The following is a 25,312-nucleotide window of genomic DNA, read 5'->3' on the forward strand; positions in this document are numbered from 1 at the left end:
CCATGCATTATCCCAGTCTGTCCCATCATGGCGGAGATCAAACGGTCACCGGTTCCTGCCATCAACTACACCTCGATGCCACCACCAGCCTGCTTGTAGATTGCGGCTTGGAGCAAGGCACGCATGTGGCCCCGGGCCTGCCGGGTATCGCGTTCGACGTCACCGGTATAGAAGCCGTCGTGCTTACCCATGTTCACCTGGATCATGTCGGTCGCCTGCCTGCGCTGTTCGCAGCGGGTTATCGAGGGCCGATCCTGTGTAGCGAAGCGTCGGCCAAGCTCCTGCCATTGGTGTTGGAGGATGCCTATAGGCTGGGCGTCAGCAACGACCCCACCGAGATTGCCCGTTACCTGGCATTCGTGCAGGTGCGTTTGCAGCCCTTGCCGTTCGATCATTGGCACAGCCTCGTCGAGCGTCCGGGCTTGGTGTGTCGTGTGCGCCTGCGACGAGCTGGGCATCTACTCGGCTCGGCCTATGTGGAGTGCGACGTGCTCGATTCGGCGGGCGAGCAGGGTACTCGAATCGTATTTTCAGGGGATCTGGGTGCCAGCGATAGCGCCATGCTGCGCCCAGTCGAGCCACCCGAGCGGGCGGATGTGCTGGTCCTCGAAAGCACCTATGGCGATAAGCTGCACGGTGCTCGCGGGGAGCGTCGCGATGCCCTCGAAGCCATCATCGATCGAGCGCTGGCCGACCGGGGCACCGTGTTGATTCCTGCATTCAGTTTAGGGCGTACGCAAGAGCTGCTGTTCGACCTCGAGGACATCCTGCATCGCAAGGCGCTACGCCAGCAGGGCCAGGCCCGCCCCTCCGACGACCCGCTGGACGTGCTGGACTGGGCGCAGCTGCCGATCATCCTCGACTCGCCGCTCGCCCAACGCATCACCCAGGTCTATCGCGAACTGAGCGACCACTGGAACGATCAGGCAAGCCAGCGTTTGCGGGCGGGGCGGGCGCCGCTGGGTTTCGAGCAGTTGATCGGTATCGATACCCACGGCCAGCACCAGCGGGTGGTCAACTATCTCAAGAGCACGGGCAAGCCTGCGATCGTCATTGCCGGCAATGGCATGTGTTCGGGCGGGCGCATCGTAGCGTACCTGAAAGCCATGCTGGGCGATCCTCGGCATGAGGTGGTGTTCGTTGGTTTTCAAGCCAAAGGCACCCCTGGTGCCGTGATGCAGGCCAGTGCCGGCGCGGCTGGTTTCGTATCGATCGACCTGGACGGGCAGCCTTACGAGATTCGCGCCAAGGTGTTTACGGTGCCGGGCTACTCGGCACATGCTGACCAGCAGGGGTTGGTCGATTTCGTCACCGGCATGGCCGTGTGGCCGGCACGCATCCGTCTCGTGCATGGCGATCCGCCTGCTCGGCGCGCGCTGGCGACACGGCTGCGCGAGATTTATGCAAAAAAAGCACTCGACGTACAGATCGAATGACTCTCATTGCTGTCCAAGGCGCAGCAACGGATAGCCCAATTGCCCCTCCCGTGAGCAAGCCTCAAGCAATGTTCTCTGATATTCTTGTGCCCCTCGAATTCTGGGATGTGCCTGCCTCTATGCTCGCTTGGAGCCAAGCAGCTGGATCAACAAGGAAACTTGAACGTTAAAGATGCGAAGCGGCAAACCGTTGCTGAAGTACTTTGCGTTTCGTCTATGTGCCATGCCAATGGCTAGCAGGATTATAAGATATGGACTTGATACCCGTAATTTTGTCAGGCGGCGTGGGCAGCCGGTTGTGGCCCGTTTCGCGTGAGGCCCACCCCAAGCCATTCATGACCTTGCCCGATGGTCAGAACCTGATCCAGAAGACGTTCCTGCGTGCTTCGAATCTGCCAGGCGTCTCGGAAGTGCTGACCGTCACCAACCGCGAATTGCTGTTCAAGACCGAAGACGAATACCGCGGCGTTCAACAGAATGGCCTTGCGCAAGCCTTCATCCTCGAGCCTTTCGGCCGCAATACGGCAGCCGCCGTGGCGCTGGCCGCCTTGCAGCTGCGTGACAGCCATGGCGCCGATGCGCACATGCTGGTACTGGCCGCCGATCACCTGATCCAAAACGAGACCGCCTTTGCCGAAGCCGTTTCCAAAGCGGTCGAGCTGTCGAGCGATGGCTGGTTGGTCACCTTCGGCATCAAACCCCAGTATCCCGAAACCGGCTTCGGTTACATCGAGGCGGGCCAGGCAGGCGAGCTGCCACAGGGCCTGAAGGTGGCACGTTTCGTCGAGAAGCCGAACCTCGAGCTAGCCGAATCCTACGTGGCCGCCGGCAACTACTTCTGGAACTCCGGCATGTTCTGCTTCCGCGTCGGCACGGTGCTCGAAGAGTTCGAAAAGCATTCGCCAGACGTACTGGAAGCCGCTGCCCACGCCAAGCGCCAGTCGCGTCTGGCCGAGGGCAAAGACTACAGCTGCTTGAGCGTAGACCCAGACAGCTTCGCCCAAGTCCCGGACATTTCCATCGATTACGCCCTGATGGAGCGCTCCGAGCGCGTTGCCACCGTGCCGTGCGACATCGGCTGGAGCGACATCGGCTCGTGGAACGCCGTCAGCGAACTCACCCCGGCGGACGCCGATGGCAACCGCTTCGAAGGTGAAGTGCTGGCACACGCCTCGCGCAACAACTACGTCAACAGCGAAGACCGCCTCACCGCCCTGGTCGGTGTCGAGGACCTGCTGGTGATCGACACCCCTGACGCGGTGATGATCGCCCACAAGGACCACGCCCAGGACGTCAAGCACATCGTCGGCCAGCTCAAGAGCAAGGGTCATACCCTGCACCAGCTGCACCGCACCGTGCACCGCCCTTGGGGTACCTACACCACCCTGGAAAACGGTGACCGCTTCAAGATCAAGCGCATCGTGGTCAAGCCCAAGGCGTCGCTGTCGCTGCAGATGCACCATCACCGCAGCGAGCACTGGATCGTGGTCAGCGGTACTGCCGTGGTGGTCAACGACGACAAGCAGATGATGCTGCACACCAATGAATCCACGTTCATTCGTGCAGGGCACACGCACCGACTGGAGAACCCGGGCGTCATCGACCTGGTCCTGATCGAAGTGCAGAGCGGCGACTACCTCGGCGAAGACGACATCGTCCGTTTCGAGGACATCTACGGTCGTTGCACCGGTTGACTCCCAGCGTCTCCCGCCCGGCCCGTGCTGCTCTTTCGAGCATCACGGGCCGTTGAGCATTGGCCGCCGCATAAGCGGCCAGCGTACACATCGATCGCTGCCTGCGGGCGGCTCGTCAAAGTGAGAACCATGCACCCATCTATCCAGACCCGTTGCTTCAAGGCCTACGACATCCGTGGGCAAGTACCTGCCGACCTCAACGAAGACGTCGCCTACCGCATCGGCCGTGCGCTGGTCGCCGAGCTGGGCGGCAAGCGCTACGTCGTAGGCCGTGACATGCGTCTGGAAAGCCCCATGCTCGCCCAGGCCCTGACCCGCGGCCTGACCGAGGCCGGCGCCGACGTGCTGGACATCGGCCTATGCGGCACCGAGGAAGTCTACTTCGCCACCAGCCACCTTATGGCCGATGGCGGCATCATGATCACCGCCAGCCACAACCCCAAGGGCTACAACGGCATGAAGCTGGTGCGCGAGCACTCCAAGCCGATCAGCGGCGACTCGGGGCTGTTCGCCATTCGCGACCGTGTCGAAGCCGGCGAACTGGGCGATGTGGCTGCCAGCAAGGGCCAAGTCCACGAGGCCTTCGACAAGACCGCCTACATCGACCATTTGCTGACCTACATCGACGTGTCGGCGCTCAAGCCGCTGAAAGTCCTGGCCGATCCAGGCAATGGCGCCGTAGGTCCGGTGATCGAACTGCTCAAGGCACGCCTGCCGTTGCACATCGACGTCATCAATGGCGAGCCGGATGGCGAATTCCCCAACGGCGTGCCTAACCCGCTGCTGCCGGAAAATCGTGAACTGACCCGCAACGCCGTGCTCGAGCGCCAAGCCGACCTAGGTTTGGCCTGGGATGGCGACTTCGACCGCTGCTTCTTCTTCGACGGCCAGGGCCGCTTCATCGAGGGCTACTACCTGGTCGGCCTGCTGGCCGAGATGCTGCTGCGCAAGCACCCAGGCAGCAAGATCATCCACGACCCGCGCCTGACCTGGAACACCATCGAACAGGTGCAGGCCGCCGGCGGCCACGCCATCCAAAGCAAGACCGGACACGCCTTCATCAAGGAACGCATGCGCGCCGAAGACGCGGTATACGGCGGCGAAATGAGCGCCCACCACTACTTCCGCGACTTCGCCTACTGCGACAGCGGCAACATTCCTTGGCTGCTGGTGGCCGAGCTGATGAGCGTCAGTGGCAAGACCTTGGCGCAACTGGTGGACGAGCGCATCGCGGCATTCCCGTGCAGTGGCGAGATCAACTACCAGGTCGACGACGTCAAGGCGTCGGTGGAGAAGGTCCTGGCCTTCTACCTGCCCCAGGCCCCGGAGGTCGACCGCACCGACGGCATCAGCGTGGCCTTCGCCGACTGGCGCTTCAGCCTGCGCGGTTCCAACACCGAGCCGTTGCTGCGCCTGAACGTCGAAAGCCGCGGTGATGAGGCTCTGGTGGCCCAGCGTGTCGCTGAAATCGAACGTCTGATTCAAGGATAACTATGTTTGGCATGATCCGAGGCGTCTGGGAATACCGGAGCTTTATCCTCACTTCCATCAAGAACGAGTTCATATCACGGTTCGCGCGCAGCAAGCTCGGTGGCCTGTGGATGATCATCCATCCGCTGGCCCAGGTGGCGATCTATGCCTTGATCCTGTCCAACGTGCTCGGCGCGCGCCTGCCGGGCATCGAGAACAAGTACGCCTATGCGCTCTACCTGATCGCCGGCATCCTGGCTTGGAACCTGTTCTCCGAGATCGTCGGGCGTTGCCTGACGGTGTTCATCGAGCAGGGCAACCTGATGAAGAAGATGCGCTTTCCGCGCATCGCCTTGCCGGTGATCGTGGTGGGTTCGTGTTTGCTGAACAACCTGCTGCTGTTTCTGGCGGTGTTGGTGATCTTCACGGTGCTCGGCCATGCGCCCAGTGTGCAGATGCTCTGGCTGTTGCCACTGACCTTGGTGATCGTCGCCCTGGGCGTGGGCATCGGCTTGGTGATCGGCGTGCTGAACGTGTTCCTGCGCGACATCGGGCAGGTCATTCCCATCGTCATGCAGGTCTGGTTCTGGTTCACACCGATCGTCTACTCGGTGAACATCATTCCCGATTACCTCAAGGGCACCGTCGGCATCAACCCGATGTATCCCATCGTTACCGCCTACCACAACGTCATGGTCTACAAGACCGCGCCTGACCTACAGCAGGTCGGCATGGTACTGCTGATCGCCCTCGGGCTCATGCTGGTAGGCCTGTTCCTGTTCCGTCGGGCCTCGCCTGAAATGGTGGATTCACTATGAGCCTCTTGCGTGTCGACAACGTCGGCAAAGCCTACCGCACCTACCGATCCGAGTGGCAGCGCATCGCGCGCTGGTGCTACGTGCCGGTCAAGCCGAGCCAGGAGCACTGGGTACTCAAGCATGTCAGCTTCGACATTCAGCCAGGCGAAGCCATCGGCTTGGTCGGCCAGAACGGCGCGGGCAAGTCCACCTTGTTGAAGATGATCACCGGCACCTTGCAACCCACCGAGGGCAAGGTGCAGGTCAATGGGCGGATTGCCGCGATCCTCGAACTGGGCATGGGCTTCAACGGTGAGTTGACCGGACGCCAGAACGCCTACCACGCGGCCGGCCTGATGGGGTTCAACACCGAGCAGATCGATGGCGTGATCGACGACATCGAAGCCTTCGCCGAGATCGGCGAGTACTTCGATCAGGCGGTACGCACCTACTCCAGCGGCATGCAGATGCGCGTGGCGTTTGCCGTGGCGACGGCCTTCCGCCCGGAGATCCTGATCATCGACGAAGCTTTGTCAGTCGGCGACAGCTATTTCCAGCACAAGAGCTTCGGGCGCATCAAGGCCTTCCAGAAGGCCGGTACCACGTTGTTGATCGTGTCTCACGACCGGGGCTCGATTCAGGCCTTGTGCAACCGCGCCATTCTGCTCGACGGCGGCACCGTGATCCGTGACGGTGCGCCGGAAGAGGTCATGGATTACTACAATGCCATCATCGCGCAGAAGGAAAACGCCACCGTCGAGGTGACGACCCTGGCCGAAGGCGGCGTGCAGACGCGTTCGGGCAACGGCAAGGCCAGCCTGGAGCGCATTGCACTCCACAACCACGAGGGCGCGCCGGTCGAGTACGTAGGCGTGGGCGACGAAGTGTGCTTGGCGATCGACGTGCGGATCAACGCGCCGCTGCCCGAACTGGTAGTTGGCTACGTGATCAAGGACCGGCTCGGCCAAGACGTCTACGGCACCAACACCCACCACCTCAAGTGCGTGCGCAGCGACCTGGAAGAAGGGCAGCGGCTGTCCTATCGCTTCCGTTTCCCGGCCAACCTGGGGGTGGGGTCGTACTCGGTGGCGGTGGCGCTGCACGCCAGCGACAACCACATCGCAAACAATTACGAGTGGCGCGACCTGGCGCTGCTCTTCAACGTCGTGAACATGTCGGAGAGTACCTTCGTGGGCCTGGCGTGGATTCCTCCGACCGTGGAGTGCAAATGATGGACGGTTTCTACAGGGGCTTCGAGGACCGCTATCGCGGTTCTCGGGAATTGATCAGCCAACGCCTCGAAGCGTACCTGCCGTTTCTCGCACCGCTCAAGGACCTGTATACGGACTACCCGGTACTCGACCTGGGCTGTGGGCGAGGGGAGTGGCTCGAACTGTTGACCCGTGAAGGCTATGCGCCCACAGGCGTCGACCTCGACGAAGGCATGCTCGAAGCCTGCCGCGCACTCGGCTTGCCGGCCCGCAACATCGATGCGCTCAGCGCCCTGCGCGAGTTGCCCGATGCCAGCCTGGTAGCCGTCACCGGATTCCACATCGCCGAGCATGTGCCGTTTCCTGTGCTGCAGGAACTGGTCGCCGAAGCCTTGCGCGTGCTGCGCCCGGCCGGTTTGCTGATCCTCGAGACGCCCAACGCCGAGAGCCTGGTCGTCGGCACCAACAGCTTCTACCTGGACCCGACCCACGAGCGACCGCTGCCCAGCCTGCTGGTATCGTTCCTGGCCGAGTACAGCGGGTTCGAGCGGGCCAAGATCGTGCGCTTGCAGGAGCCTGCCGAGTTGCACGACCAGAGCCGACGCTTGGGTGTGCTCGATGTGATCACCGGCACCAGCCCCGATTACGCCATCGTTGCGCAGAAGCAGGCCGAGCCTGAGGCCATGACGGCTTTCGACGAGACGTTCGAGGCCGCCTACGGGATGGCGCTGGACCAGCTGGCAGCGCGCTACGACCATGCCATGGAGCATCGCCTTGCAGGCCTTGAGAACGAAGTGGCCACGGCCCGTGCGCAGCTCATGACCCGCGAGCAGTTCAGCGAAGCGCTCGAGTATGCGCACCGCGAGCAGACCCAGCAGTTGAACAATGCGCATTGCCAGCAGACCGAACAGCTTCGCCTGATCCAGGAGCGCCATGCGCTCGACATGGATGCAATGCGCCAGCAGACGGTCCTGATGCAGGAGCAGAACGCCGAGCTCACGGCGCAGATCGCGACCTTGCAGACCAGCCTCGAACAGTCCCTGGGCAATGCCCATACCTGGTACCTGCGGGCCACCGACATGGAAGCCCAGCTCAACCAGTCCTTGGGCAATGCCCATACCTGGTTCCTGCGTTCGAACCAGCATGAGCAGTACGTGGAGTCGCTGCACAAGAGTACTTCGTGGCGGATTACGGGTCCGTTGCGTTTGCTGGGCCGTACCGTACGCACGCCCAAGCAGGTCGCACGCTCGGCGCTCGGCCGCAGCTTGCCCCATGCGCGGCTCTGGTTGGCACGACGTCCGGCAGTGCGAAGCAAGGTGATGGCCTTGCTCGGGCGTTGCCCACGGTTGACCGAAAAGCTGTACAACCTCTACCGCAGCACCCAGGCCCCACAGCCGTCCGCCGATGGCAGCGTCGCGCCGCTGCCGCCGATGGTCGACCAAGCCCCCCTGACAGCCAGAGGCCGCACCATCGAGCAGGCGCTCTGGGCCGCCATCAAGAAGAGCAAGAACTGATGCGTATCGTGATTGACATGCAAGGCGCTCAAACCGAGAGCCGTTTCCGAGGCATCGGCCGCTATAGCGTCTCGCTCGCCCAAGGCATCGTGCGCAACAGCGCCGGCCATGAGGTGTACTTGGTGCTCAACGGCATGCTCCCCGAAGGCATCGAGAGCATCCGCACCGCTTTTGCCGACCTGTTGCCGCAGAGCAATATCCGCGTGTGGTACGCCGATGGCCCGGTGTCGAACATTCATGCCGAGAATATCCCACGCAGTGAAGTCGCCGAGCGCATCCGTCAGGCCTGCATCGACGCATTGCAGCCGGACATCGTGCATATCACCAGCCCATTGGAAGGGTTCGTCGACGACGCAGTCATCGGCGACCCGCTGCTGGACAAGCACGCACTGGTCAGCGCCACGCTGTATGACCTGATTCCGCTGGTCAGCCCCAACCAGTACCTGACCCACGCCGGGTACAAGACCTACTACATGGACAAGGTCGAAGCCTTCAAGCACTACGACGTGCTGTTGCCGATCTCCGAGGCTGCGCGTGCAGAGGCCTTGTCGCTGCTGTCGCTCGACGAAGCCAACGTGGTCAACGTCTCCAGCGCAGCGGACGACATTTTCCACCCGATTCCGTTGAGCAGCGATGAGCGTAATGCCTTGGCAGCCAAGTTCAGCCTGCGCGACGCCTTCGTGCTGTATTCCGGCGGCGCCGACGAGCGCAAGAACCTGACGCGCCTGATCAAGGCCTTCACCCAGGTCAAGCGTGACCTCCCCGACATCCAGCTGGTGTTCGCCGGCAAGATGTCCAACCACATCATCGAGCGTTACCGTGCCGAAGCCCTGAGCGAAGGATTGCAGGCGGACGACCTGGTGTTCACCGGCTTCATCACCGACGATGAACTGGTCGCCCTGTACAACACCTGCCAGCTGTACGTGTTCCCGTCCTGGCACGAAGGCTTCGGCCTGCCGCCGCTCGAAGCCATGAAGTGCGGTGCGCCGGTGATCGGTGCCAACACCTCGAGCGTGCCGGAAGTGATTGGCTGGGAAGAAGCCACCTTCGACCCGATGAGCGTCAAGGCCATCGCCGCCAAGATGAAGCAGGCGCTGGTCGACGACGAGTTCCGTGCGGCGCTGACCGTGCATGGTCTGCAACGCGCCAAGCTGTTCTCTTGGGACCGTACCGGCAAGATCGCGGTCGAGGCTTTCGAGCGTGCGGTGGCCGAACGTGACCAACGCTCCGCCGAGGCTCAGCCGGTCGTCGACGCCGTCCCGGCCCTGATCGAATCGCTCCTGGCCACCGGACAGCTGCACAACGGCGGCCTGGACATCGCCCGACTGGCCAAAGCCATCGACTATTCCGTTCAAGGCCCTTCGGGCATGCCGCGGCTGTTGGTGGACATCTCGCAACTGTGCCGGCACGACGGCAAGAGCGGTATCCAGCGCGTGGTGCGCAGCATCCTGCTCGAGTGGCTGAGCCACCCGCCAGCCGGCTACCAGGTCCAGCCGGTGTACACCAAGGTCGAAGAGTCCTTCTACCGGTACGCGACCCAGTTCACTGCGCAGTTCCTCGGCCACGACGCCGGCCAGGCGCAGGACGAAGCGCTCGACTATCGCGCAGGCGACGTCTACATCTGCCTGGACCTGCTGCTGGACGTGCTACCCCAGCGCCAACCGTATTTCGACACCCTGCATGCCCATGGCGTCAGCGTCTACTTCGTGGTCTACGACTTGTTGATCCTGCAGATGCGCCATTGCTTCTCCGATCACCTGTACCAGCACTACTTGAACTGGATCGGCACCATTGCCCGCTACGACGGCGCCCTGTGCATTTCCCAAGCTGTGGCCGACGAACTGAGCGAATGGATGACCGAGCATGGCCCGGCGCGCCAGCGCCCGCTACGCATCGGCGCCTTCCACCTGGGGGCGGACATCGACCAGTCGGTACCGTCCACTGGCGTTCCCGAAGATCCGGCTTTGCACATCGAAGTGCTGGAAGCGAATCCGAACTTCCTCATGGTCGGCACGCTCGAGCCACGCAAGGGCCACGCCCAGGCGTTTGCCGCGTTCGAGCAGCTGTGGGAAGCGGATGTCAAAGCGAATCTGATCATCGTGGGCAAGCGCGGTTGGCTGGTCGACGACCTGGCCAGCCGTATCGAAGCGCACCCACAGTTTGGCAAGCGGCTGCTGTGGCTCGACGGGGTCAGCGATGAGTACCTGGAGCATGTCTACAACCACAGCCAGTGCCTGATCGCCGCCTCGATCGGCGAAGGGTTCGGCCTGCCGCTGATCGAAGCCGCGCAGCATGGCATGCCGATCATCGCCCGTGACCTGCCGGTATTCCGCGAAGTGGCTGGCGAACATGCCTTGTACTTCAAAGGCGACGAACCGCAGGTACTGGCCGAGACCGTCGAGCGCTGGCTCGAACTGTTCGCCACGGGCGCGCACCCGACTTCGACCGACATGCCGTGGCTGACCTGGAAGCAGAGCGCCACGCAATTGATCGACGAAATCAGCCGCTTGCAGCGGATCTGACAGCCTGAGCCTTGAAATTAGAATGAGTGAGATGTTTGCGTTATGGATTTGAAGCTTGTCTCAACCGGGAGGGCGGGCTTTGCGTTCGCGTTGGTATTTGGGTTGTGTTTCGTACTGCGTTACTTCCCCATCGACTTCATCCTGGGCACCAATTCGTATTGGCTAACCGAAGTCGATGACGTCACGCAGTATTTCGCGGGCTTCAATGCGTTCTTCACGGCGCCGTTCAGCTACCCGCTGCTGGCGTTCGATGGCATCAACTACCCACAGGGCACACGCGCGACCTTCGTCGATGCGATCCCTTTGTATGCCTTCCTGTTGAAGGTGTTCGTGCCGAAGAGCTTCGCCCCGTTCAACCCCTTCGGCATCTGGATCGGCCTGTGCTTCGTCGCACAGGCAGTCTGCGCCTGGTGGATCCTGCGCGAACTGTGCGTGCGCTCCTGGCTGGCGCTGGCGGCGCTGGTGGTTTGCCTGACCACGATGCCCGAGTTCACTTCGCGCATCGCGCACGTTTCGCTGATGTCGCAGTGGATCGTACTGTGCGCCCTGGCCATGTACTTCCGTTGCCGGCGGACCGAACAGGCCCACCATGTGGCCTGGAGCGTCCTGCTGGTGGCCGGTTTCTACGTCAACGTCTACCTGTTCGTCATGGCCAGCGCCATCTATGTGGCCAGTTGCCTGGGCAGCCCGCAGCGCTTCAAGCCCGGCTACGGGCTGCGCGCCTGTGCGCCGTTCCTGATCCTGGCGGCGAGTCTGCTGATCACGATCTTCCCGCTGGGCGCCGCCACGGTCGCCAAAGAGGGTGGTTTCGGGGTCTTCTCCATGAACGTGCTGTCGCCGTTGCATGGCGGGCGTCATGTGCACTTCCCCAACCCGGAGATGCCGGGGCAGGGCGAGGGCTTCAACTACCTGGGCCTGGGGGTGCTGCTGGCCTTCGCGCTGAGCTTCGTATTGAATGCCCGCAGCGCCAATGGCGTGTTCGCACGGCACAAGGCGCTCACGTGGCTGATGGTCTTGTTCACCCTGTATGCGTTGTCCAACGAGATCTACCTGGGCACCACCCATCTGGTGTCGCTCACCTATCCTGCCGTGCTCGATGTCATCACCACGCAGTTCCGCGCCTCGGGCCGTTTTTTCTGGCCAGTGGGTTTCTGCATCGTCGTCTTCTCCATCGTGTTCCTGTATCGCCGCCTGAGCGCCGGCCTGTTCGCGCTCGCCATGCTGGCGCTGCTGGCCTTGCAAGTGCATGACCTGGCGCCTTACCGCGGCCTGCTGGTGGCCGTGGCCAACCGTCCGGCAGCGGCCGTGCTCACGCAGCCGACCTGGGACCAGCAAGCCACTCCCGACGTGCAGTATTTGTACTTCTTCCCCAAGTTCAAGTGTGGGCGGGAGGATGTGTTGCAGACCCTGATGCCGACCATGCGCTACGCCGCGGTGCACAACATCAAGATCAACACCGGTTATGTGTCGCGCTCGAGTGCCAATTGCAGCGTCGAAAGCACACAGGCGGAGATCGCCGGGTCCGACGCCACGCATTCGCTGTACGTCTTCAATACGGGCGATTTCCCGGAAGTCGACCGCGTCAAACAGCTTTTCCCCGCTGACCGTCAGCCTGAGTGCAAGGTGATCGACTTTGCCCACGTCTGCCGTGTCGATTCTGCGAAGGTAACTCAATGACCGAAGTGAACAAGCGCACGATCTCGCTGGTATCGCCGTTCTACAACGAAGAGAAAGGCGTGCAGGCGTTCTTCACGCGCATCAACGAAGTGTTCGCCGAGCTGGCGGACCGTTACGACCTCGAAGTGATCGCCATCAACGACGGCAGCCGCGACAGCACCTACGACGAGCTGGTAAAGGCCAAGGCGAGCAACCCTTACCTGACCATCGTCGACCTGTCGCGCAACTTCGGCAAGGAAGCCGCGCTCTCGGCCGGTCTGGATTTCGCCACCGGCGATGCCGTTGTGCCGATCGACTCCGACCTGCAGCACCCGCCGGAAGTGATTCTGGACCTGGTGCGCAAATGGGAAGACGGCGCCGAAGTGGTGCTGGCCAAGCGCGTGGACCGCGAGACCGACCGCCCCATCCAGAAGGTGACGGCCAATTACTTCTACCGCGTGCACAACCGCATCTCCGACATCGATATCCCGGCGGACGTAGGCGATTTCCGCCTAATGGACCGCAAGGTGGTCGAAGCCTTGAAAACCCTGCCAGAGAGCCGTCGGTTCATGAAAGGGCTGTTCGCCTGGGTGGGCTTCCGCACGGCCACCGTCGAATACAAGGTGGCCGCACGCGAACACGGCGCCTCCAGCTTCAACACCTGGAAGCTCTGGAACTTCGCTATCGAAGGTATCACCAGTTTCAGTTCGGTGCCGCTGCGGGTCTGGACCTACCTGGGTTGCGCCGTCTCGGCCATCTCCTTCCTGTATGCCGCTTACTTGCTGATCAAGACCGTACTGTTCGGCAGCGATCTGCCCGGTTATGCCTCGATCATGATCACGGTGCTGTTCGCCAGCGGCGTGCAACTGATCGGTATCGGCGTGCTGGGCGAGTATGTGGGGCGCATCTTCACCGAGTCGAAGAACCGGCCGGTGTACATCGTGCGCGACGTGATCAAGTGAAGCACCTCATCCCACCGCGGTATCACGAGTTCATCCGCTTCGGCCTGGTCGGCGTCACCAACACCTTGGTGCACGCCGGCATCGTCGTCGCGCTGATGGAGTTGCTCGCACCGCCTGCGTTCGTCGCCAATGGCATCGCCTTCGGTTTTGCCAACGTGATGTCCTACCTGCTCAACAGCCGGTTCACCTTCAGAACGCCGGCCACCTTCTCGGGGTACCGGCGATTCTTGACGGTGTCGTTGGTATCGCTGGCGCTGACCCTGCTGATCACTTCTGGGGTGGAGTACGCAGGGCTCCATTACGCCGTGGGCCTGGTACTGGTGATTTTCATCGTGCCGGTGCTGAACTACCTGGTGTTGAAACTCTGGGCTTTCAAACCTGCCACCTGAAGCCTGAAGCACCCGCAAGACACGCTGGGCCCGAAGGACCGGGCCAGCGACCTACCGGCCTCACGATTAGTCCTGCCGGTAGATACCCGTAATGTCACAATGTCAGTACCATGCCGCCTTTAGGAAATTTCCTACAAGGCTATGCGAAAATGGGTTTTCTGAGGTTATTGCTGGCATGCCTGGTAGCGGTCAGCCACATGGGCATCGACGTCAAGGGCTGGAACGTCGGCGTCGGGTCGGTGGTGATCTTCTACATGCTGGCCGGGCACGTGGTGGCCAAGCTCTGGACACGGCGCCCGTACGACCGCCTCCTGCCTTCCCTGGGTTGGTTCTACAAGGACCGAGCCCTGCGGATCTTTCCTCTATACCTGTGTGCTCTGCTGGCCGGTGGGCTCGTGTGGGCGACAGGGGCGCATTCCTACTTCCTCAGCAAGACCCCCGGGTTCGTGGACTGGATGAGCAACCTGACGGTCGTCCCGCTGAACTACTACATGTGGACGGGCATAGATCGCTTCACGCTGATCCCTCCAGCCTGGTCGCTGGGCGCCGAACTGCAGTTCTACCTCATCCTGCCGTTGCTGATGCTGCTGCCCTGGCTGGGCATCTTCGCGGCGGTCGGTAGCCTGGTGGTGTTCTCGCTCGCGCAATACGGCTGGTTGAACACCGACATCTTCGGCTACAGGCTTTTGCTAGGCGTGCTGTTCATCTTCCTGAGCGGTGTGGCGATCGAAAAGCGTTCCCGCCTGGGCAACCTGGCCCTGGCCGGCGTGTGGATCGCCTTGCTGGCGTATGTCGTGGGCCTGCAAGCGCAAGGGATCCGACGCCCCTTCGACCATGAAGTGGCCGTGGGCTACCTCGTCGGTCTTCCCCTCATCCTGTGGCTCTCGGGCCTTCGGCTACCTGGCTGGGTAAATACCCTGCAACGGCACGCCGGCACCTTGTCGTATGGGGTGTTCGTCTTCCACTTCTCGATGATCTGGCTGGTGGAGCCTTACGCGCTGTCGAACGGACCCAAGGCAGGGCTGGTTTTGCTAGGGTCGCTGCTGTTGGCCGGTGTGTTCCACTATGGGATCGAGCGGCCCGTGTGGCAGCGGTTCAGGACCAAGCTGCCGGCTCGGAGAGGATTGCACGGGTATTGAAGGCCAATGAGAACGCGCATGAGCGCAGCCAGGAAGCGACTGGATGTGTTTGGCTCAACCTTGACTGGGCTGGACTATTTAGCTGGGAGTGCCTCTTGTTGCAACGACGAGTCGGTAGCGACCTTTTTACGGAACAGCTGTTTACCCCAACGCATCGTAGGCGTTTCCACAAAGCGATGCAGCCCGTAAGCCAGTACCAGCACGAAAATCAGTGTCACAAGCCCGGACAGGGGGAATGACAGACCTTGGTCCATCCAGAAGCGAATCGACAAGTAGCCGATGATCGAATGCAGCACGTAGATGGAGTAGCTGATATTGGCGATGAAATCGAGCGGCGGGATTGGCCGGAAATGACGTCGCAGCGCGTAACTCATGGAGAACAAGATCAGGCCATAGATATAGTTTTGCGGGACATTGGGCATTTGGGCCAGCCATTGCGTGTGGGGCCAGCAGACGATGAACAACGTCAGCAGAATCGCAACATATGCGACGAGCTGGCGAGTTGTGTAAGTACCGGTGAAGTGGTGGTAGAACCCAGTCCCAATGAACATGAAGATGACGCACATCAGCTCGGTCTTCAGCGACTCGATCAGGCCAATGAGCATCGGCCAGTCGCCGATCCCTTGAGGCAGTACCTCACAGGCTGCCAACACAAGCGCAGAGAACAGAACGATTGGGTAACCGTTGCCGCTTTTGATCGACCGATAAAGCAGTGCGGCAATGAGGTAAAACTTGATTTCGATGGACAACGTCCAGTTCACCAGATCGATCGAAGGATAAGACGCGTTGCCTTGGACAAGCAGAAGGTTGGCCAATAGACGGTCCAACGGCATCGCAAAGGTTTGGCCCCAATACCGGCTCGACAGGTAGACCAGGCCCAGCATGATGAAGGAGGCAACAATGTACGTCGGGTAGATCCGAAGCAACCTTGCAACTAGGAAAGGCCTAGGTGTCATACGATTGAGCGAGAACGGGATAACGAATCCGCTGATCAGAAAGAAGATCGAGACGCCAAAGGGGCCATAGTTGAAAGTGGGTAGCGTGAGCCAGACGATCATGCTCGAAGAAGGACCTTCGACGACAGGCGCATGTATGTAGGAAGCCACTGTTTCGCGGGCAAACCAGTAGATACCGCACCAGTGGACAATGATGACGGCGATGACTGCTAGCCCTCTAAGCTGGTTGGCGAAGATGGCTCGATCCGTAGGCTGTTGCATGAAGTTCTCCCTGAGGTGATGTGAGTCTAACATCACGAAGGGGGTGGCTAGACCTGCTTTAGGAAAATAAGTTCAATATTCGGATCTGTTGAGGGAGATCTGCGCTTCTTCTCGTTGTTCGGGTGCACGAGGGCGGGTTTCAGTGCAATGGGAAACGCAAGAAAGGTGTGGATTCGATGATCTCGTGATGCATGAGCAGGGTGACTTGTGATGTGAGTATCGCGAGCACGTGGTCGGGTGCGCCTTGACCGGCGTTGTCAAGGGCAGCATGAGATTTCACAGGGGCGTGGTGATGGCAGGTCAAACCGCTAGAAGTAAGATGAGAAGGCTACGCTCCATTGAGTAGAGCGCTCGGAGTTCGTAGGCAAACGCCTATGTGATAGGTGCCAAATCATGGCTGCCTTATACCGACAAGCGTGACAAATAAAAGGACACCTTGGCTAGGAGTAGTCCCATCACCGAGCTCCCGGCCGGACGAATATCACGAAGAGCTGGCGTTATTTGTCCAGGGCTTCCATGAGCATGCGGGTAACGCCCCCCTGCCAATCAGGCAAGTGCAGTGCGAATGCCTGGCTAAGCTTGGTGGTGTTCAAGCGTGAGTTCAACGGGCGGCTGGCCGGCGTAGGGTATTCGCTGGTGGTGATCGGGTTTACCGCTTCGACCGCAAGCGTTTCGCCATGCGCCCGAGCGAACTGGATGACGTAGCTGGCGTATTCGTGCCAAGTCGTTTCACCTGAAGGCACGAGGTGATAGATGCCACTCAGTTCCGGCTTGTGCCAAGCCTGTCGAAGTGTAGCCACGGCCACGTCTGCGAGCAGATCTGCGCCTGTCGGCACGCCCACCTGGTCGGCAATGACGTTGAGGGTGGTACGATCCTTGGCCAGGCGCAACATGGTCTTGGCGAAGTTGTTGCCCCTCGCGGCATACACCCAACTGGTGCGGAAAATCAGATGCTTGCAGCCCGACGCCTGGATCAGCCGCTCGCCTTCGAGCTTGGTCGCACCGTAGTAATTGACCGGCGCAACGTCGTCGCTCTCCTTCCACGGGGTAGAGCCGGTACCGTCGAAGACGTAGTCGGTGGAGTAGTGCACCAACCACGCGTCCAGGCGCTTGGCTTCCTCGGCCATCGACTGGCTGGCCAGCGCGTTGACGGTATGGGCCATCTCCCGTTCGCTTTCGGCTTTGTCGACGGCTGTGTAGGCCGCCGCATTGACGATGACCTGTGGCGACACCGCACGAATGGCCGCCCGCAGGCCGTCGAGGTCTGTCAGGTCGCCTGCCAGATCACCATAGGGCGTGGTAGCTCGGTGGCGATCGAGCGCCACTACTTCACCCAGCACGCTCAGCGCACGTTGCAGTTCCCACCCTACCTGGCCATTTTTACCCAGCAGCAGGATTCTCATGCCTGGTCCGTACGCTTGGCATAGTTGCTGTCGATCCACTGCTGGTAGCTGCCGCTTTTCACATGGGCCACCCACTCAGGGTTGTCCAGGTACCACTGCACGGTCTTGCGAATGCCGGACTCGAAGGTTTCTTCCGGGGTCCAGCCGAGCTCGCGCTGGATCTTGCTGGCATCGATCGCATAGCGCAGATCGTGGCCTGGGCGGTCCTGCACATAGGTCAGCAGGTCGGCGTGAGGGCGGAATTTGGAGTCGGGCTGCAGCTCGTCGAGCAGCGAGCATACGGTGCGCACCACTTCGATGTTCTGCTTCTCGTTGTGACCGCCGATGTTGTAGGTCTCACCGACGTCGCCTTCGGTGACCACTTTATAGAGCGCGCGGGCATGGTCTTCGACATACAGCCAGTCGCGGATCTGGTCGCCTTTGCCGTAGATGGGCAAGGGTTTGCCTTCCAGCGCATTGAGAATGACCAGCGGGATCAGCTTCTCGGGGAAGTGGCAGGGACCATAGTTGTTCGAACAGTTGGTCACCAACGTAGGCAAACCATAGGTGCGCGCCCAGGCGCGGACCAAGTGGTCCGAGCTGGCCTTGCTGGCGGAGTAGGGCGAGCTTGGCTGGTAAGGCGTGGTCTCGGTGAACAGATCTTCCGGGCCTTCCAGGTCGCCGTACACTTCATCGGTGGAGATGTGATGGAAGCGGAAGGCCGCCTTGCGCTGTTCGTCCAATGCGTTCCAGTAGCCGCGTGCCGCCTCCAGCAGCGCGTAGGTGCCGATGATGTTGGTCTGGATGAACTCCGACGGGCCGCTGATCGAACGGTCGACGTGGGATTCGGCGGCCAGGTGCATGACGGCGTCAGGCTGGTGGTCGCGGAACACGCGGTCGAGCGCTTCGCGGTCGCAGATGTCGACGCGCTCGAAGGCGTAACGGTCGCTCTGGTCGACCGATTGCAGCGACTCCAGATTGCCGGCGTACGTCAGCTTGTCGACGTTGACCACCGAGTCCGCTGTGTTGGAAATGATGTGTCGCACGACTGCCGAGCCGATGAAGCCGGCACCACCTGTTACTAAGATCTTCACAAGAGTTTCTACCTTGAGGTTCTGACAGGGAGCGGGGACTCAGCATGCTCCATGCGCGTATGGCGTGTTCGTAAAGAGGCTATACGGAATTCTATCCGATTGACGCGCCTCTTCGGCAGCGGTGCTGGCGGTCAGTTCCACAGGGGTTTGCAGTCGTCAGCGGTCTGGGCATTCAGGTTGCTGCAAGCTTTCTTGAGGCTGGCCATGGTAGAGCGGAAAACACCTCTGGTTTCGCCGGAGTGACCGGATCCGAGCAGCGAGAGGTCACACGTGTCGCAGGCGCAAGTTCGAGCCGCCGCCGGCGGCGGCTCGAACTGTCGGCTCATTCGAACAGATCAGCTTGAGCGAGGGGTAGGCCTTGCTGGTCCTTGCCCGACAATAGCGGCGTGCAGTCGGCAGGCCATTCGATCCCAATCTGCGGATCGTTCCAGGCAATGCAGCGTTCGCTATGCGTGGAATAGAAGTCGGTGGTCTTGTAAAGGAATTCAGCGGTGTCGCTCAAAGTGATGAAACCGTGGGCGAAGCCGGGTGGGATCCACAGTTGATTATGGTTCTGCGCCGAAAGGTGGGCGCCTACCCATTGCCCGAAGGTAGGTGAAGAACGACGAATATCCACCGCAACATCGAAGACCTCACCCTGCACCACGCGCACTAGCTTGCCTTGGGCATGGGGCGGCAGTTGGTAATGCAGGCCACGCAGCACGTGCTTGGAAGAGCGCGAGTGGTTGTCCTGCACGAAGTCCGGGTTCACACCAGTGGCGGCTTCGAAAGCGCGTGCGTTGAAGCTTTCGTAGAAAAAGCCGCGGTCGTCGCCAAACACTTTCGGCGTGAGCAACACGACTTCGGGGATTGCCAAGCGAACGGCCTGCATCAGAACACCCTCTCTTTCAAAATGCTTTGCAGGTACTGGCCATAGCCATTTTTGACCAGAGGCTGGGCCAGGCGCTCGAGCTGCTCGGCATCGATCCAACCCGCGCGGTAGCAGATCTCTTCCGGGCAGGCGACCTTGAGGCCCTGACGGCGTTCGAGAGTGGCGATGTATTGGCCGGCCTCCAGAAGGCTGTCGTGCGTGCCCGTGTCGAGCCAGGCATAGCCACGACCCATGATCTCGACGTGCAGCTTTTGCTGTTGCAGGTAGAGCATGTTCAAGTCGGTGATTTCCAGCTCGCCCCGGGCAGAGGGGCGCAGGCTACGGGCCAGGTCGACGACTTGGTTGTCGTAGAAGTACAGGCCGGTGACCGCATAGTTGGACTTCGGCGCGGCGGGCTTTTCCTCCAGCGACAGTACGCGGCCGTGCTGGTCGAAATCGGCGACCCCGTACCGTTCAGGGTCTTGCACGTGATAGGCGAACACCGAAGCGCCTTGGTCGCGGGCGTTGGCATTGCGTAGCAAGGATTGGAAGTCGTGACCGTAGAAGATGTTGTCGCCCAGTACCAGCGCCGATGGATCGTTACCGATGAAGTCGGCACCGATGGTGAACGCCTGGGCCAGGCCGTCTGGGCTGGGCTGTACGGCGTAGGCGAGGTTCAGGCCCCAGTGGCTGCCGTCGCCCAGGAGTTGCTGGAAGCGAGGGGTGTCTTGGGGGGTGGAGATGATCAGGATGTCGCGGATGCCGGCCAGCAGCAGGGTGCTGAGCGGGTAGTAGATCATTGGTTTGTCGTAGACAGGCAGCAGCTGTTTGGAGACGGAGAGGGTGGCGGGGTGGAGGCGGGTGCCGGAGCCACCCGCGAGTATGATGCCTTTGCGAGTCATGGGAGCCCTTAGTGCGATAGGAGAAACCAAAATGCTGAAAGAAAACTAACGCCCCACCAGCACGAAAAAAAAGGAAATGCTAGCACGCAAAAGTAATTGTGACTACGCTAGTTACAATGAATTAAATTTGAAAAGGTTGAGTGCGTTGCGACAGAAAGCGTGCAGAGTTTCGGATGTGGATACGTTCTAGCTTTTGACCAGATGAACAGGCAAAAGCTAGAAGTCGATCAATGAAGGCTCGGATTATGTTAGGGTTTCTATCGAGCCTGTGATGCCAGTGAAAAAGTTATGAACAGCAGTTGCCCTTCGGGATTTTCCTTCGTTTGAACCACTTGTAAAACTACTATACTGCCGTCACGCATGACCTGGATACCTTCGTTTTCATTTTTGTAGGCATGGACTCCCAGCTTAGAAAGCTCAGAGAACAAGGTAGCAGGGGAAACGTAGTTTGAGCTTCTGATGCTGCCGTCGCTATTGAATACATTGATGCCGTAGTAATGATAAGGTGTAGTGTCTGTCTTGTTCGACCAGTAGCCGCCCATGGACATAACGTAACCGTCATTCAAAACGGCAAATCCTTGATGTTTAGGGATGTTGAATTTTTCTGATTCTCTGTAGCCGGCATAACGTGCTGGGAAACTAATATCTTCTATGTGCTCAAAGTTTTCATCGAGAACAAAATATTCACCTCGACTTTGGCCGATTGAGTCAGGTGTGGTTTTGTATTTCTCTAAATACCAGCGATCATTTTTACGGTAAAAGCTTTGTGCGACATTGTCGTATAAGATGGCGAGTTTTTTTGTAGAGCCAAAGTCACCATTGGGCTCAATGAGCTGATAGCGTGCAAGTTGGTTGTTGGAGCGAATATAAGCAATGTCTCCCTCTTCAGTGTGGTCGACTATGATGGATTCCGAGATCGATGCCTGTGGCTCATCTATGATGTAAGTAGAAATTAAAGAGCCGGTGCTCCATTGATATTTTTCGATAACTCCCCGGGAAGGATGGCCGTTGGAGTACCTAATTAAATAGAGTAGATCGCGCGGCTCATCGATCTGGAAACCTTGCGGGTAGGTGTAGCGAGCGCCAATCAACGCGTTGACACTTTTATAAGATTCGGATTGAGCATTGATGATTTTGCTAATGCTCAACTTCCCTTCCAGGCTGTTGGTTACGGACGTTTTGAATGTTTTGACGACTTTGGAAACTGCAAGATTTTGTACATCATCTGATCCGGTAGCAGATGCAGACATAATGCTTAACAGTGAAGCGACACAGACGACAACGCTTGCTTTTTTCATCTGCTTACCTTGAGGTGAATTTAAAAGGTGGTGTGTGCGTTAATGTATTGACAAGCGGCCAAATAGAAAGTGCAATTTAGTTTAGTGTTGTAATTATTATAAATTGTTCATTGAGCTTGTTCGCCACTTTCAACTGCCTTCAGTTTACTTGCCAGTACGTTTAGCAGGGGCAGTTTAAAACATAAGGTATCCTAAAGCAGGAATTTGCCTAGTTCAGGAGGCTGGAGAGGTTGACATCGACCTGAATATGAAGGGCGTTGAAGGGTGACGCACGCTGAGAAAGATCGGTGCCAAGCCCTGGTCCAACGCTAGGCTTGCGTTTTTAGTCAATGCTTGGCACGTATCGCTTTATTGCTTATTAAAACCAGCTAACCTGGGGGTAAACTTCTTTAATGCGAAATGTCTCCCAGTCTGAAGCCGAGTCGCGATTGACGATAATCAGTCCATCTTTGGCGGCGCAAACATATTTGCCCTCAAATCTTAGAGAGATTCCATCATTATCCGACGTGATTACTTCAAAGCTCGAAGAGTTAGCGATATCTGGTTGCAAGAGGATTGACTTGTCCGCTTGAACAGTCGCATACAGATTGCCATCTATGTTTCTACACAGTAATCTTGCCATGCCGTCAACTTCGAAGATTTCGACAGGCATAATGTTAGACTCAGGTTTAGTGAGCTGTGCGGGGTCGGAGGCCGCAACGATTAATGAGTCATCGCATGAGAGGTAACGACTATGGGCCGTCTTGATTATCCTTCCCTGCCAAGACGAAATTTTTTGCCCCCGGTGGTGAACAGGATTGCTCACCAGGTTCAGAGCGTCTGATGAAGAACCGTAATTGTCCCAATCTATACGGGTGACAAACCCCAAAGATATGGCCTCGTCTAGCGTTTTGCCGGACATGACATAAAACTTCTTGTAGGCCTCCAAAAGCCCATCTTCGCCTTTTTCATCAAAATGTTTTTTGATGATCGCCAAGCGTCTTTTAAACCTAGCATTCATTAGCTTTGCCACATCCTTCTGAATCCTCAAAAGGCTTTTTTCTTTAAAAGAGGGGTACGACTGCCCTTCGAAGTGGAGCATGTCGAGCAAGTCCGTTTCCACGTTTTCGAATAAGCGTGCCGAAAGCGGAACGGGTCTATGAACAGACATACGCTTGATTTCAGGGGACTTTCTGACAAATGTCTTGCCAGTGGTTACGCCCCAGTACCCCCCCCAAGAAACCGATTTGACTTCTTCTTCGAAGAATTTCGACAAGATTGAATCATTTCTGGTGAAGCGTCTGAAGTAATAAGTTTTAAAATCTTCCTCTAGATCGGCAACTCTATCGTATACGGCTTCCAGGGTTCTTAATACTACAGAAAAAACATTTTCTGGAAAGGCGGATAATACGGAAGAAACTTCTTTTCTTGCGTAAACCAGTTCATCCACGTCGACATGCAATAGCCATTCTGAACTCATTCGTATGCGAGCAGCCAACATGTTGGCATGTTGACGAATCTCAACTGTGTCAGGGCGACTTTTGATCGGAGGTACTGGCGGAAGATCGGGCACACTGGTCCAGTACTCTTCGTCGCAGATGGTCGCCTCTACCCTAGAGCCGAATGAATCTTTGTCGTAATCTGAAAAGTTAGCGTCATCAAAAAAAACGTAGACTTTATCAGCACCCAATTTTAGATAGTGGCTAATAAAGGCATCGACTTGATGGCGGGGTGCTCTAATTGTAGATGCTACAGACCAGCTTCCCTTACTCACGCGAATCACCTTGCGATACGTATAATTCGCTTCGACTATACCTGCGTCAGGAGAAGCTGCAAAGCTTAGGATGACAATGGACGCTCCTGTCTTTCCCCACGCTGACCCAGAACGAGATCGAGACGCTTGATTGGGAGGCTCACCGGCTCAGTTTTCACAGTCAGCGATTTTTTCTAGCGAATGCCATATTCAATTACCGATAACAAACCTGTAATTTAACAGCTCATCGCCAGTCGGCGGTCGGCACTAAAGGAGTCATGCTCGCGCCCTTGTTGGCCAGGTTGGCATGAAACGTTTTAAAAATTCCGAATAACGTGTCGAATGTTATCACCTTTGTGAATCACAAATGCGGATTCTAAAAAGCAGTGAGTGTATTGCGCATCAATCTATCGTTGCAATCCTCTGCTCGTCAACTTTAAATTGAATTAACTTAAAACCACGTCATCGAAATCCTTGTAAAAAAGCCCGCTTTTTTTAGCGGGCTCCTAAGGTGTCAGGTTAGTTGAGGGCGAATCTCGTGGATATAGATTTTCTCCCAACTGGAGGCCTTGTCCTTATCTACAGAAACGTCAAGTCCTGGGGCGATTGACATGTATTTTCCATCAAGGCTGAGGACCGAATAGTGCCCTTTGTCTTGTATGTCGAAATAGCACTCGGCTGAGCCTGATTTAGAGATTGAAAGCTTGGAATCGATGACTTCAATCCTCAACAGATTGTGTTCTCCCTTCACAAACATCCTGGCTTTGTTGCCGTACACTTCAATTTCCACAGGTAGCAAGTTCTTTTTGGTGAGCAAATTAACAGCGGTAGCTGCTTTAATGACCTGCTCTGCAGTGTCATATACCACAAACGATCGATGCGCCGATCCGATTATGGTGCCACCCCAGTTGCTGATGCGAGCACCTGAGTCATAAATTGGGTTGTTCAACAAAAGTCGTTGGTCGGAAACTGCCCCTAGCTTCCAGTCTAGGTTTACGACAACGCCCAGTTTTATGGCTTTCTGGAGTTTTTCGGGCGCCATGACGTAAAAGTCTTTGTAGACTTCAAGCATTCCCTGCTCACCTTTGGTCTCATACTCACGCTTTATAATGTCGAGACGAACCTTGTAGGTGTTTGGCATGTGCTTCGCGACATTCTTGAAAACCCGAAGTTTGAACTTTTCTTTAAAAAGTTCATAGCTTTGGCCTTCGAAATGAAGCAGGTCGATGTAGTAGGTGGGAACGTTAGATGTTAGGGCAGAGTCTACCGGCATTGGCCAGTGAACTGACATGAATTTGACTTCGGGATGTTTCCTGAAGAAGGATTTGCCGATTATCGTGCCCCATAAACCATTGGTTGCACATTTTAGGAGCTCATCGCTGTAGAGCTCCTTCAAAAGATCCTTTTGCTTGACCGCTTTCTTGAAGTATGTGGTTTTGGTCTCTTCCCCAGGAGACTTTACCTCATTATAGACAGCCTCAAGCGTTCTCAAGAGTACAGAAAACACAGTGGTAGGATATGTGGAGAGCACTTCCTCAACGTTCTTCTTTGCATAGATGAATTCGTCGACATCTACGTGAAGAATCCATTCGGAATGCATGATCTCCCTGGCGAAAAGTGCATTGACGCCCTGCCTAATCTCAACCGCATCTGGACGACCCACTCGGTGAGACATAGGCGGCGCTTTATAGACGCTCTCCCAATAAGCGTCATTGCAAACAAACGAGATCACCTTGCCTGCAAAGCGTTCGATGTCGTAAGACGCATACTCCGGGTCATCGAAAAATACGTAAACTTTATCGGCACCAAGGCCTACATAGTGCTCCAAAAATTCATTCACTTGATATTCTGGTGCTCGGATGGTCGACACCACAGACCAGCTTCCATTCCTCACTAGGCTCACCTTGGGGTTTGTATAGTCGCAACGACTATACCTTCGCCAGGCATACATGCAAAGCGCTAGATGGCCATAAGCCTGCTGGAAATTTTTTCCAAATTGATCTACCTATGCGTCGGGAGTCCTCATGCCCCACGATTTCGAAAATAG

19 protein-coding genes are annotated in these 25,312 nt (G+C 58.0%); 11 read left to right on the forward strand and 8 right to left on the reverse strand.

From position 1 onward, the window contains the following. Positions 1-2: 2 nt before the first annotated feature. The 11 genes from ACSMEV_RS09775 (at position 3) to ACSMEV_RS09825 (ending at position 14,790) form a co-directional block, all read left to right on the forward strand. Positions 3-1,436: an MBL fold metallo-hydrolase RNA specificity domain-containing protein gene (locus ACSMEV_RS09775; RefSeq protein WP_459208207.1), complete on the forward strand. Its 1,434-nt coding sequence runs from the start codon at positions 3-5 to the stop codon at positions 1,434-1,436. Positions 1,437-1,687: 251 nt separating this feature from the next. Then, the gene (locus ACSMEV_RS09780) at positions 1,688-3,130 is read left to right on the forward strand and encodes a mannose-1-phosphate guanylyltransferase/mannose-6-phosphate isomerase (RefSeq protein ID WP_459208208.1); all 1,443 of its coding nucleotides are present in this window, start codon (positions 1,688-1,690) and stop codon (positions 3,128-3,130) included. Between the two features lie 129 nt (positions 3,131-3,259). Next, positions 3,260-4,621: a phosphohexomutase domain-containing protein gene (locus tag ACSMEV_RS09785; protein WP_459208209.1), complete on the forward strand. Its 1,362-nt coding sequence runs from the start codon at positions 3,260-3,262 to the stop codon at positions 4,619-4,621. 2 nt (positions 4,622-4,623) lie between these two features. Beyond that, entirely contained in the window at positions 4,624-5,418 is a 795-nt protein-coding gene (locus ACSMEV_RS09790) for an ABC transporter permease (RefSeq protein ID WP_459208210.1), read from the forward strand. Continuing rightward, positions 5,415-6,629 (forward strand): ABC transporter ATP-binding protein, encoded by a 1,215-nt coding sequence (locus ACSMEV_RS09795; RefSeq protein WP_296265236.1) that lies wholly within the window; start codon positions 5,415-5,417, stop codon positions 6,627-6,629. Before ACSMEV_RS09790 ends, ACSMEV_RS09795 begins: the two co-directional genes overlap by 4 nt. Further along, positions 6,626-8,122: a class I SAM-dependent methyltransferase gene (locus ACSMEV_RS09800; protein ID WP_459208211.1), complete on the forward strand. Its 1,497-nt coding sequence runs from the start codon at positions 6,626-6,628 to the stop codon at positions 8,120-8,122. The genes ACSMEV_RS09795 and ACSMEV_RS09800 overlap by 4 nt, the downstream gene beginning before the upstream one ends. Continuing rightward, positions 8,122-10,644, forward strand: a complete 2,523-nt coding sequence (locus tag ACSMEV_RS09805; protein WP_459208212.1) for a glycosyltransferase family 4 protein — start codon at positions 8,122-8,124, stop codon at positions 10,642-10,644. The genes ACSMEV_RS09800 and ACSMEV_RS09805 overlap by 1 nt, the downstream gene beginning before the upstream one ends. Positions 10,645-10,746: 102 nt before the next feature. After that, on the forward strand, positions 10,747-12,321 hold the full coding sequence (locus ACSMEV_RS09810; RefSeq protein ID WP_459208213.1) for a DUF6311 domain-containing protein: 1,575 nt from the start codon (positions 10,747-10,749) through the stop codon (positions 12,319-12,321). Further along, positions 12,318-13,262: a glycosyltransferase family 2 protein gene (locus ACSMEV_RS09815; RefSeq protein ID WP_459208214.1), complete on the forward strand. Its 945-nt coding sequence runs from the start codon at positions 12,318-12,320 to the stop codon at positions 13,260-13,262. The genes ACSMEV_RS09810 and ACSMEV_RS09815 overlap by 4 nt, the downstream gene beginning before the upstream one ends. After that, on the forward strand, positions 13,259-13,651 hold the full coding sequence (locus ACSMEV_RS09820; protein ID WP_296265246.1) for a GtrA family protein: 393 nt from the start codon (positions 13,259-13,261) through the stop codon (positions 13,649-13,651). Before ACSMEV_RS09815 ends, ACSMEV_RS09820 begins: the two co-directional genes overlap by 4 nt. 149 nt (positions 13,652-13,800) lie before the next feature. Then, complete coding sequence (locus tag ACSMEV_RS09825; protein WP_459208215.1) at positions 13,801-14,790, forward strand: acyltransferase family protein; 990 nt, start codon at positions 13,801-13,803, stop codon at positions 14,788-14,790. A 74-nt stretch (positions 14,791-14,864) separates the two neighbouring features. On the opposite strand, the gene ACSMEV_RS09830 is transcribed toward ACSMEV_RS09825, so the two are convergent. The 8 genes from ACSMEV_RS09830 to ACSMEV_RS09865 form a co-directional block, all read right to left on the reverse strand. Continuing rightward, entirely contained in the window at positions 14,865-16,007 is a 1,143-nt protein-coding gene (locus ACSMEV_RS09830) for an acyltransferase family protein (protein WP_459208216.1), read from the reverse strand. A 497-nt stretch (positions 16,008-16,504) separates the two neighbouring features. Beyond that, complete coding sequence (gene rfbD / locus ACSMEV_RS09835; protein WP_459208217.1) at positions 16,505-17,410, reverse strand: dTDP-4-dehydrorhamnose reductase; 906 nt, start codon at positions 17,408-17,410, stop codon at positions 16,505-16,507. Further along, a complete protein-coding gene (gene rfbB / locus ACSMEV_RS09840; RefSeq protein ID WP_459208218.1) occupies positions 17,407-18,483 on the reverse strand; it encodes a dTDP-glucose 4,6-dehydratase in 1,077 nt (358 codons plus the stop codon). Before rfbB ends, rfbD begins: the two co-directional genes overlap by 4 nt. 322 nt (positions 18,484-18,805) lie before the next feature. After that, positions 18,806-19,354, reverse strand: a complete 549-nt coding sequence (gene rfbC, locus ACSMEV_RS09845) for a dTDP-4-dehydrorhamnose 3,5-epimerase (protein ID WP_459208219.1) — start codon at positions 19,352-19,354, stop codon at positions 18,806-18,808. Continuing rightward, positions 19,354-20,235, reverse strand: a complete 882-nt coding sequence (gene rfbA, locus ACSMEV_RS09850) for a glucose-1-phosphate thymidylyltransferase RfbA (protein WP_459208220.1) — start codon at positions 20,233-20,235, stop codon at positions 19,354-19,356. Before rfbA ends, rfbC begins: the two co-directional genes overlap by 1 nt. Before the next feature lie 257 nt (positions 20,236-20,492). Further along, positions 20,493-21,533, reverse strand: coding sequence for a hypothetical protein (locus tag ACSMEV_RS09855; RefSeq protein ID WP_459208221.1), 1,041 nt, complete (start codon positions 21,531-21,533; stop codon positions 20,493-20,495). A gap of 358 nt (positions 21,534-21,891) precedes the next feature. After that, on the reverse strand, positions 21,892-23,286 hold the full coding sequence (locus ACSMEV_RS09860) for a glycosyltransferase family 2 protein (RefSeq protein ID WP_459208222.1): 1,395 nt from the start codon (positions 23,284-23,286) through the stop codon (positions 21,892-21,894). A gap of 493 nt (positions 23,287-23,779) precedes the next feature. Then, entirely contained in the window at positions 23,780-25,105 is a 1,326-nt protein-coding gene (locus tag ACSMEV_RS09865) for a glycosyltransferase family 2 protein (RefSeq protein ID WP_459208223.1), read from the reverse strand. Positions 25,106-25,312: the final 207 nt, after the last annotated feature.

The organism is Pseudomonas sp. MLB6B (assembly GCF_054508135.1).

Excerpts from the sequence above, each read along its gene's own strand:
- ACSMEV_RS09775 (WP_459208207.1), top strand. The coding sequence starts at position 3 with ATGCATTATCCCAGTCTGTCCCATCATGGCGGAGATCAAACGGTCACC.
- ACSMEV_RS09780 (WP_459208208.1), top strand. The coding sequence starts at position 1,688 with ATGGACTTGATACCCGTAATTTTGTCAGGCGGCGTGGGCAGCCGGTTG.
- ACSMEV_RS09785 (WP_459208209.1), top strand. The coding sequence starts at position 3,260 with ATGCACCCATCTATCCAGACCCGTTGCTTCAAGGCCTACGACATCCGT.
- ACSMEV_RS09790 (WP_459208210.1), top strand. The coding sequence starts at position 4,624 with ATGTTTGGCATGATCCGAGGCGTCTGGGAATACCGGAGCTTTATCCTC.
- ACSMEV_RS09795 (WP_296265236.1), top strand. The coding sequence starts at position 5,415 with ATGAGCCTCTTGCGTGTCGACAACGTCGGCAAAGCCTACCGCACCTAC.
- ACSMEV_RS09800 (WP_459208211.1), top strand. The coding sequence starts at position 6,626 with ATGATGGACGGTTTCTACAGGGGCTTCGAGGACCGCTATCGCGGTTCT.
- ACSMEV_RS09805 (WP_459208212.1), top strand. The coding sequence starts at position 8,122 with ATGCGTATCGTGATTGACATGCAAGGCGCTCAAACCGAGAGCCGTTTC.
- ACSMEV_RS09815 (WP_459208214.1), top strand. The coding sequence starts at position 12,318 with ATGACCGAAGTGAACAAGCGCACGATCTCGCTGGTATCGCCGTTCTAC.
- ACSMEV_RS09825 (WP_459208215.1), top strand. The coding sequence starts at position 13,801 with ATGGGTTTTCTGAGGTTATTGCTGGCATGCCTGGTAGCGGTCAGCCAC.
- ACSMEV_RS09830 (WP_459208216.1), bottom strand. The coding sequence starts at position 16,007 with ATGCAACAGCCTACGGATCGAGCCATCTTCGCCAACCAGCTTAGAGGG.
- rfbD (WP_459208217.1), bottom strand. The coding sequence starts at position 17,410 with ATGAGAATCCTGCTGCTGGGTAAAAATGGCCAGGTAGGGTGGGAACTG.
- rfbC (WP_459208219.1), bottom strand. The coding sequence starts at position 19,354 with ATGCAGGCCGTTCGCTTGGCAATCCCCGAAGTCGTGTTGCTCACGCCG.
- rfbA (WP_459208220.1), bottom strand. The coding sequence starts at position 20,235 with ATGACTCGCAAAGGCATCATACTCGCGGGTGGCTCCGGCACCCGCCTC.
- ACSMEV_RS09855 (WP_459208221.1), bottom strand. The coding sequence starts at position 21,533 with ATGAAAAAAGCAAGCGTTGTCGTCTGTGTCGCTTCACTGTTAAGCATT.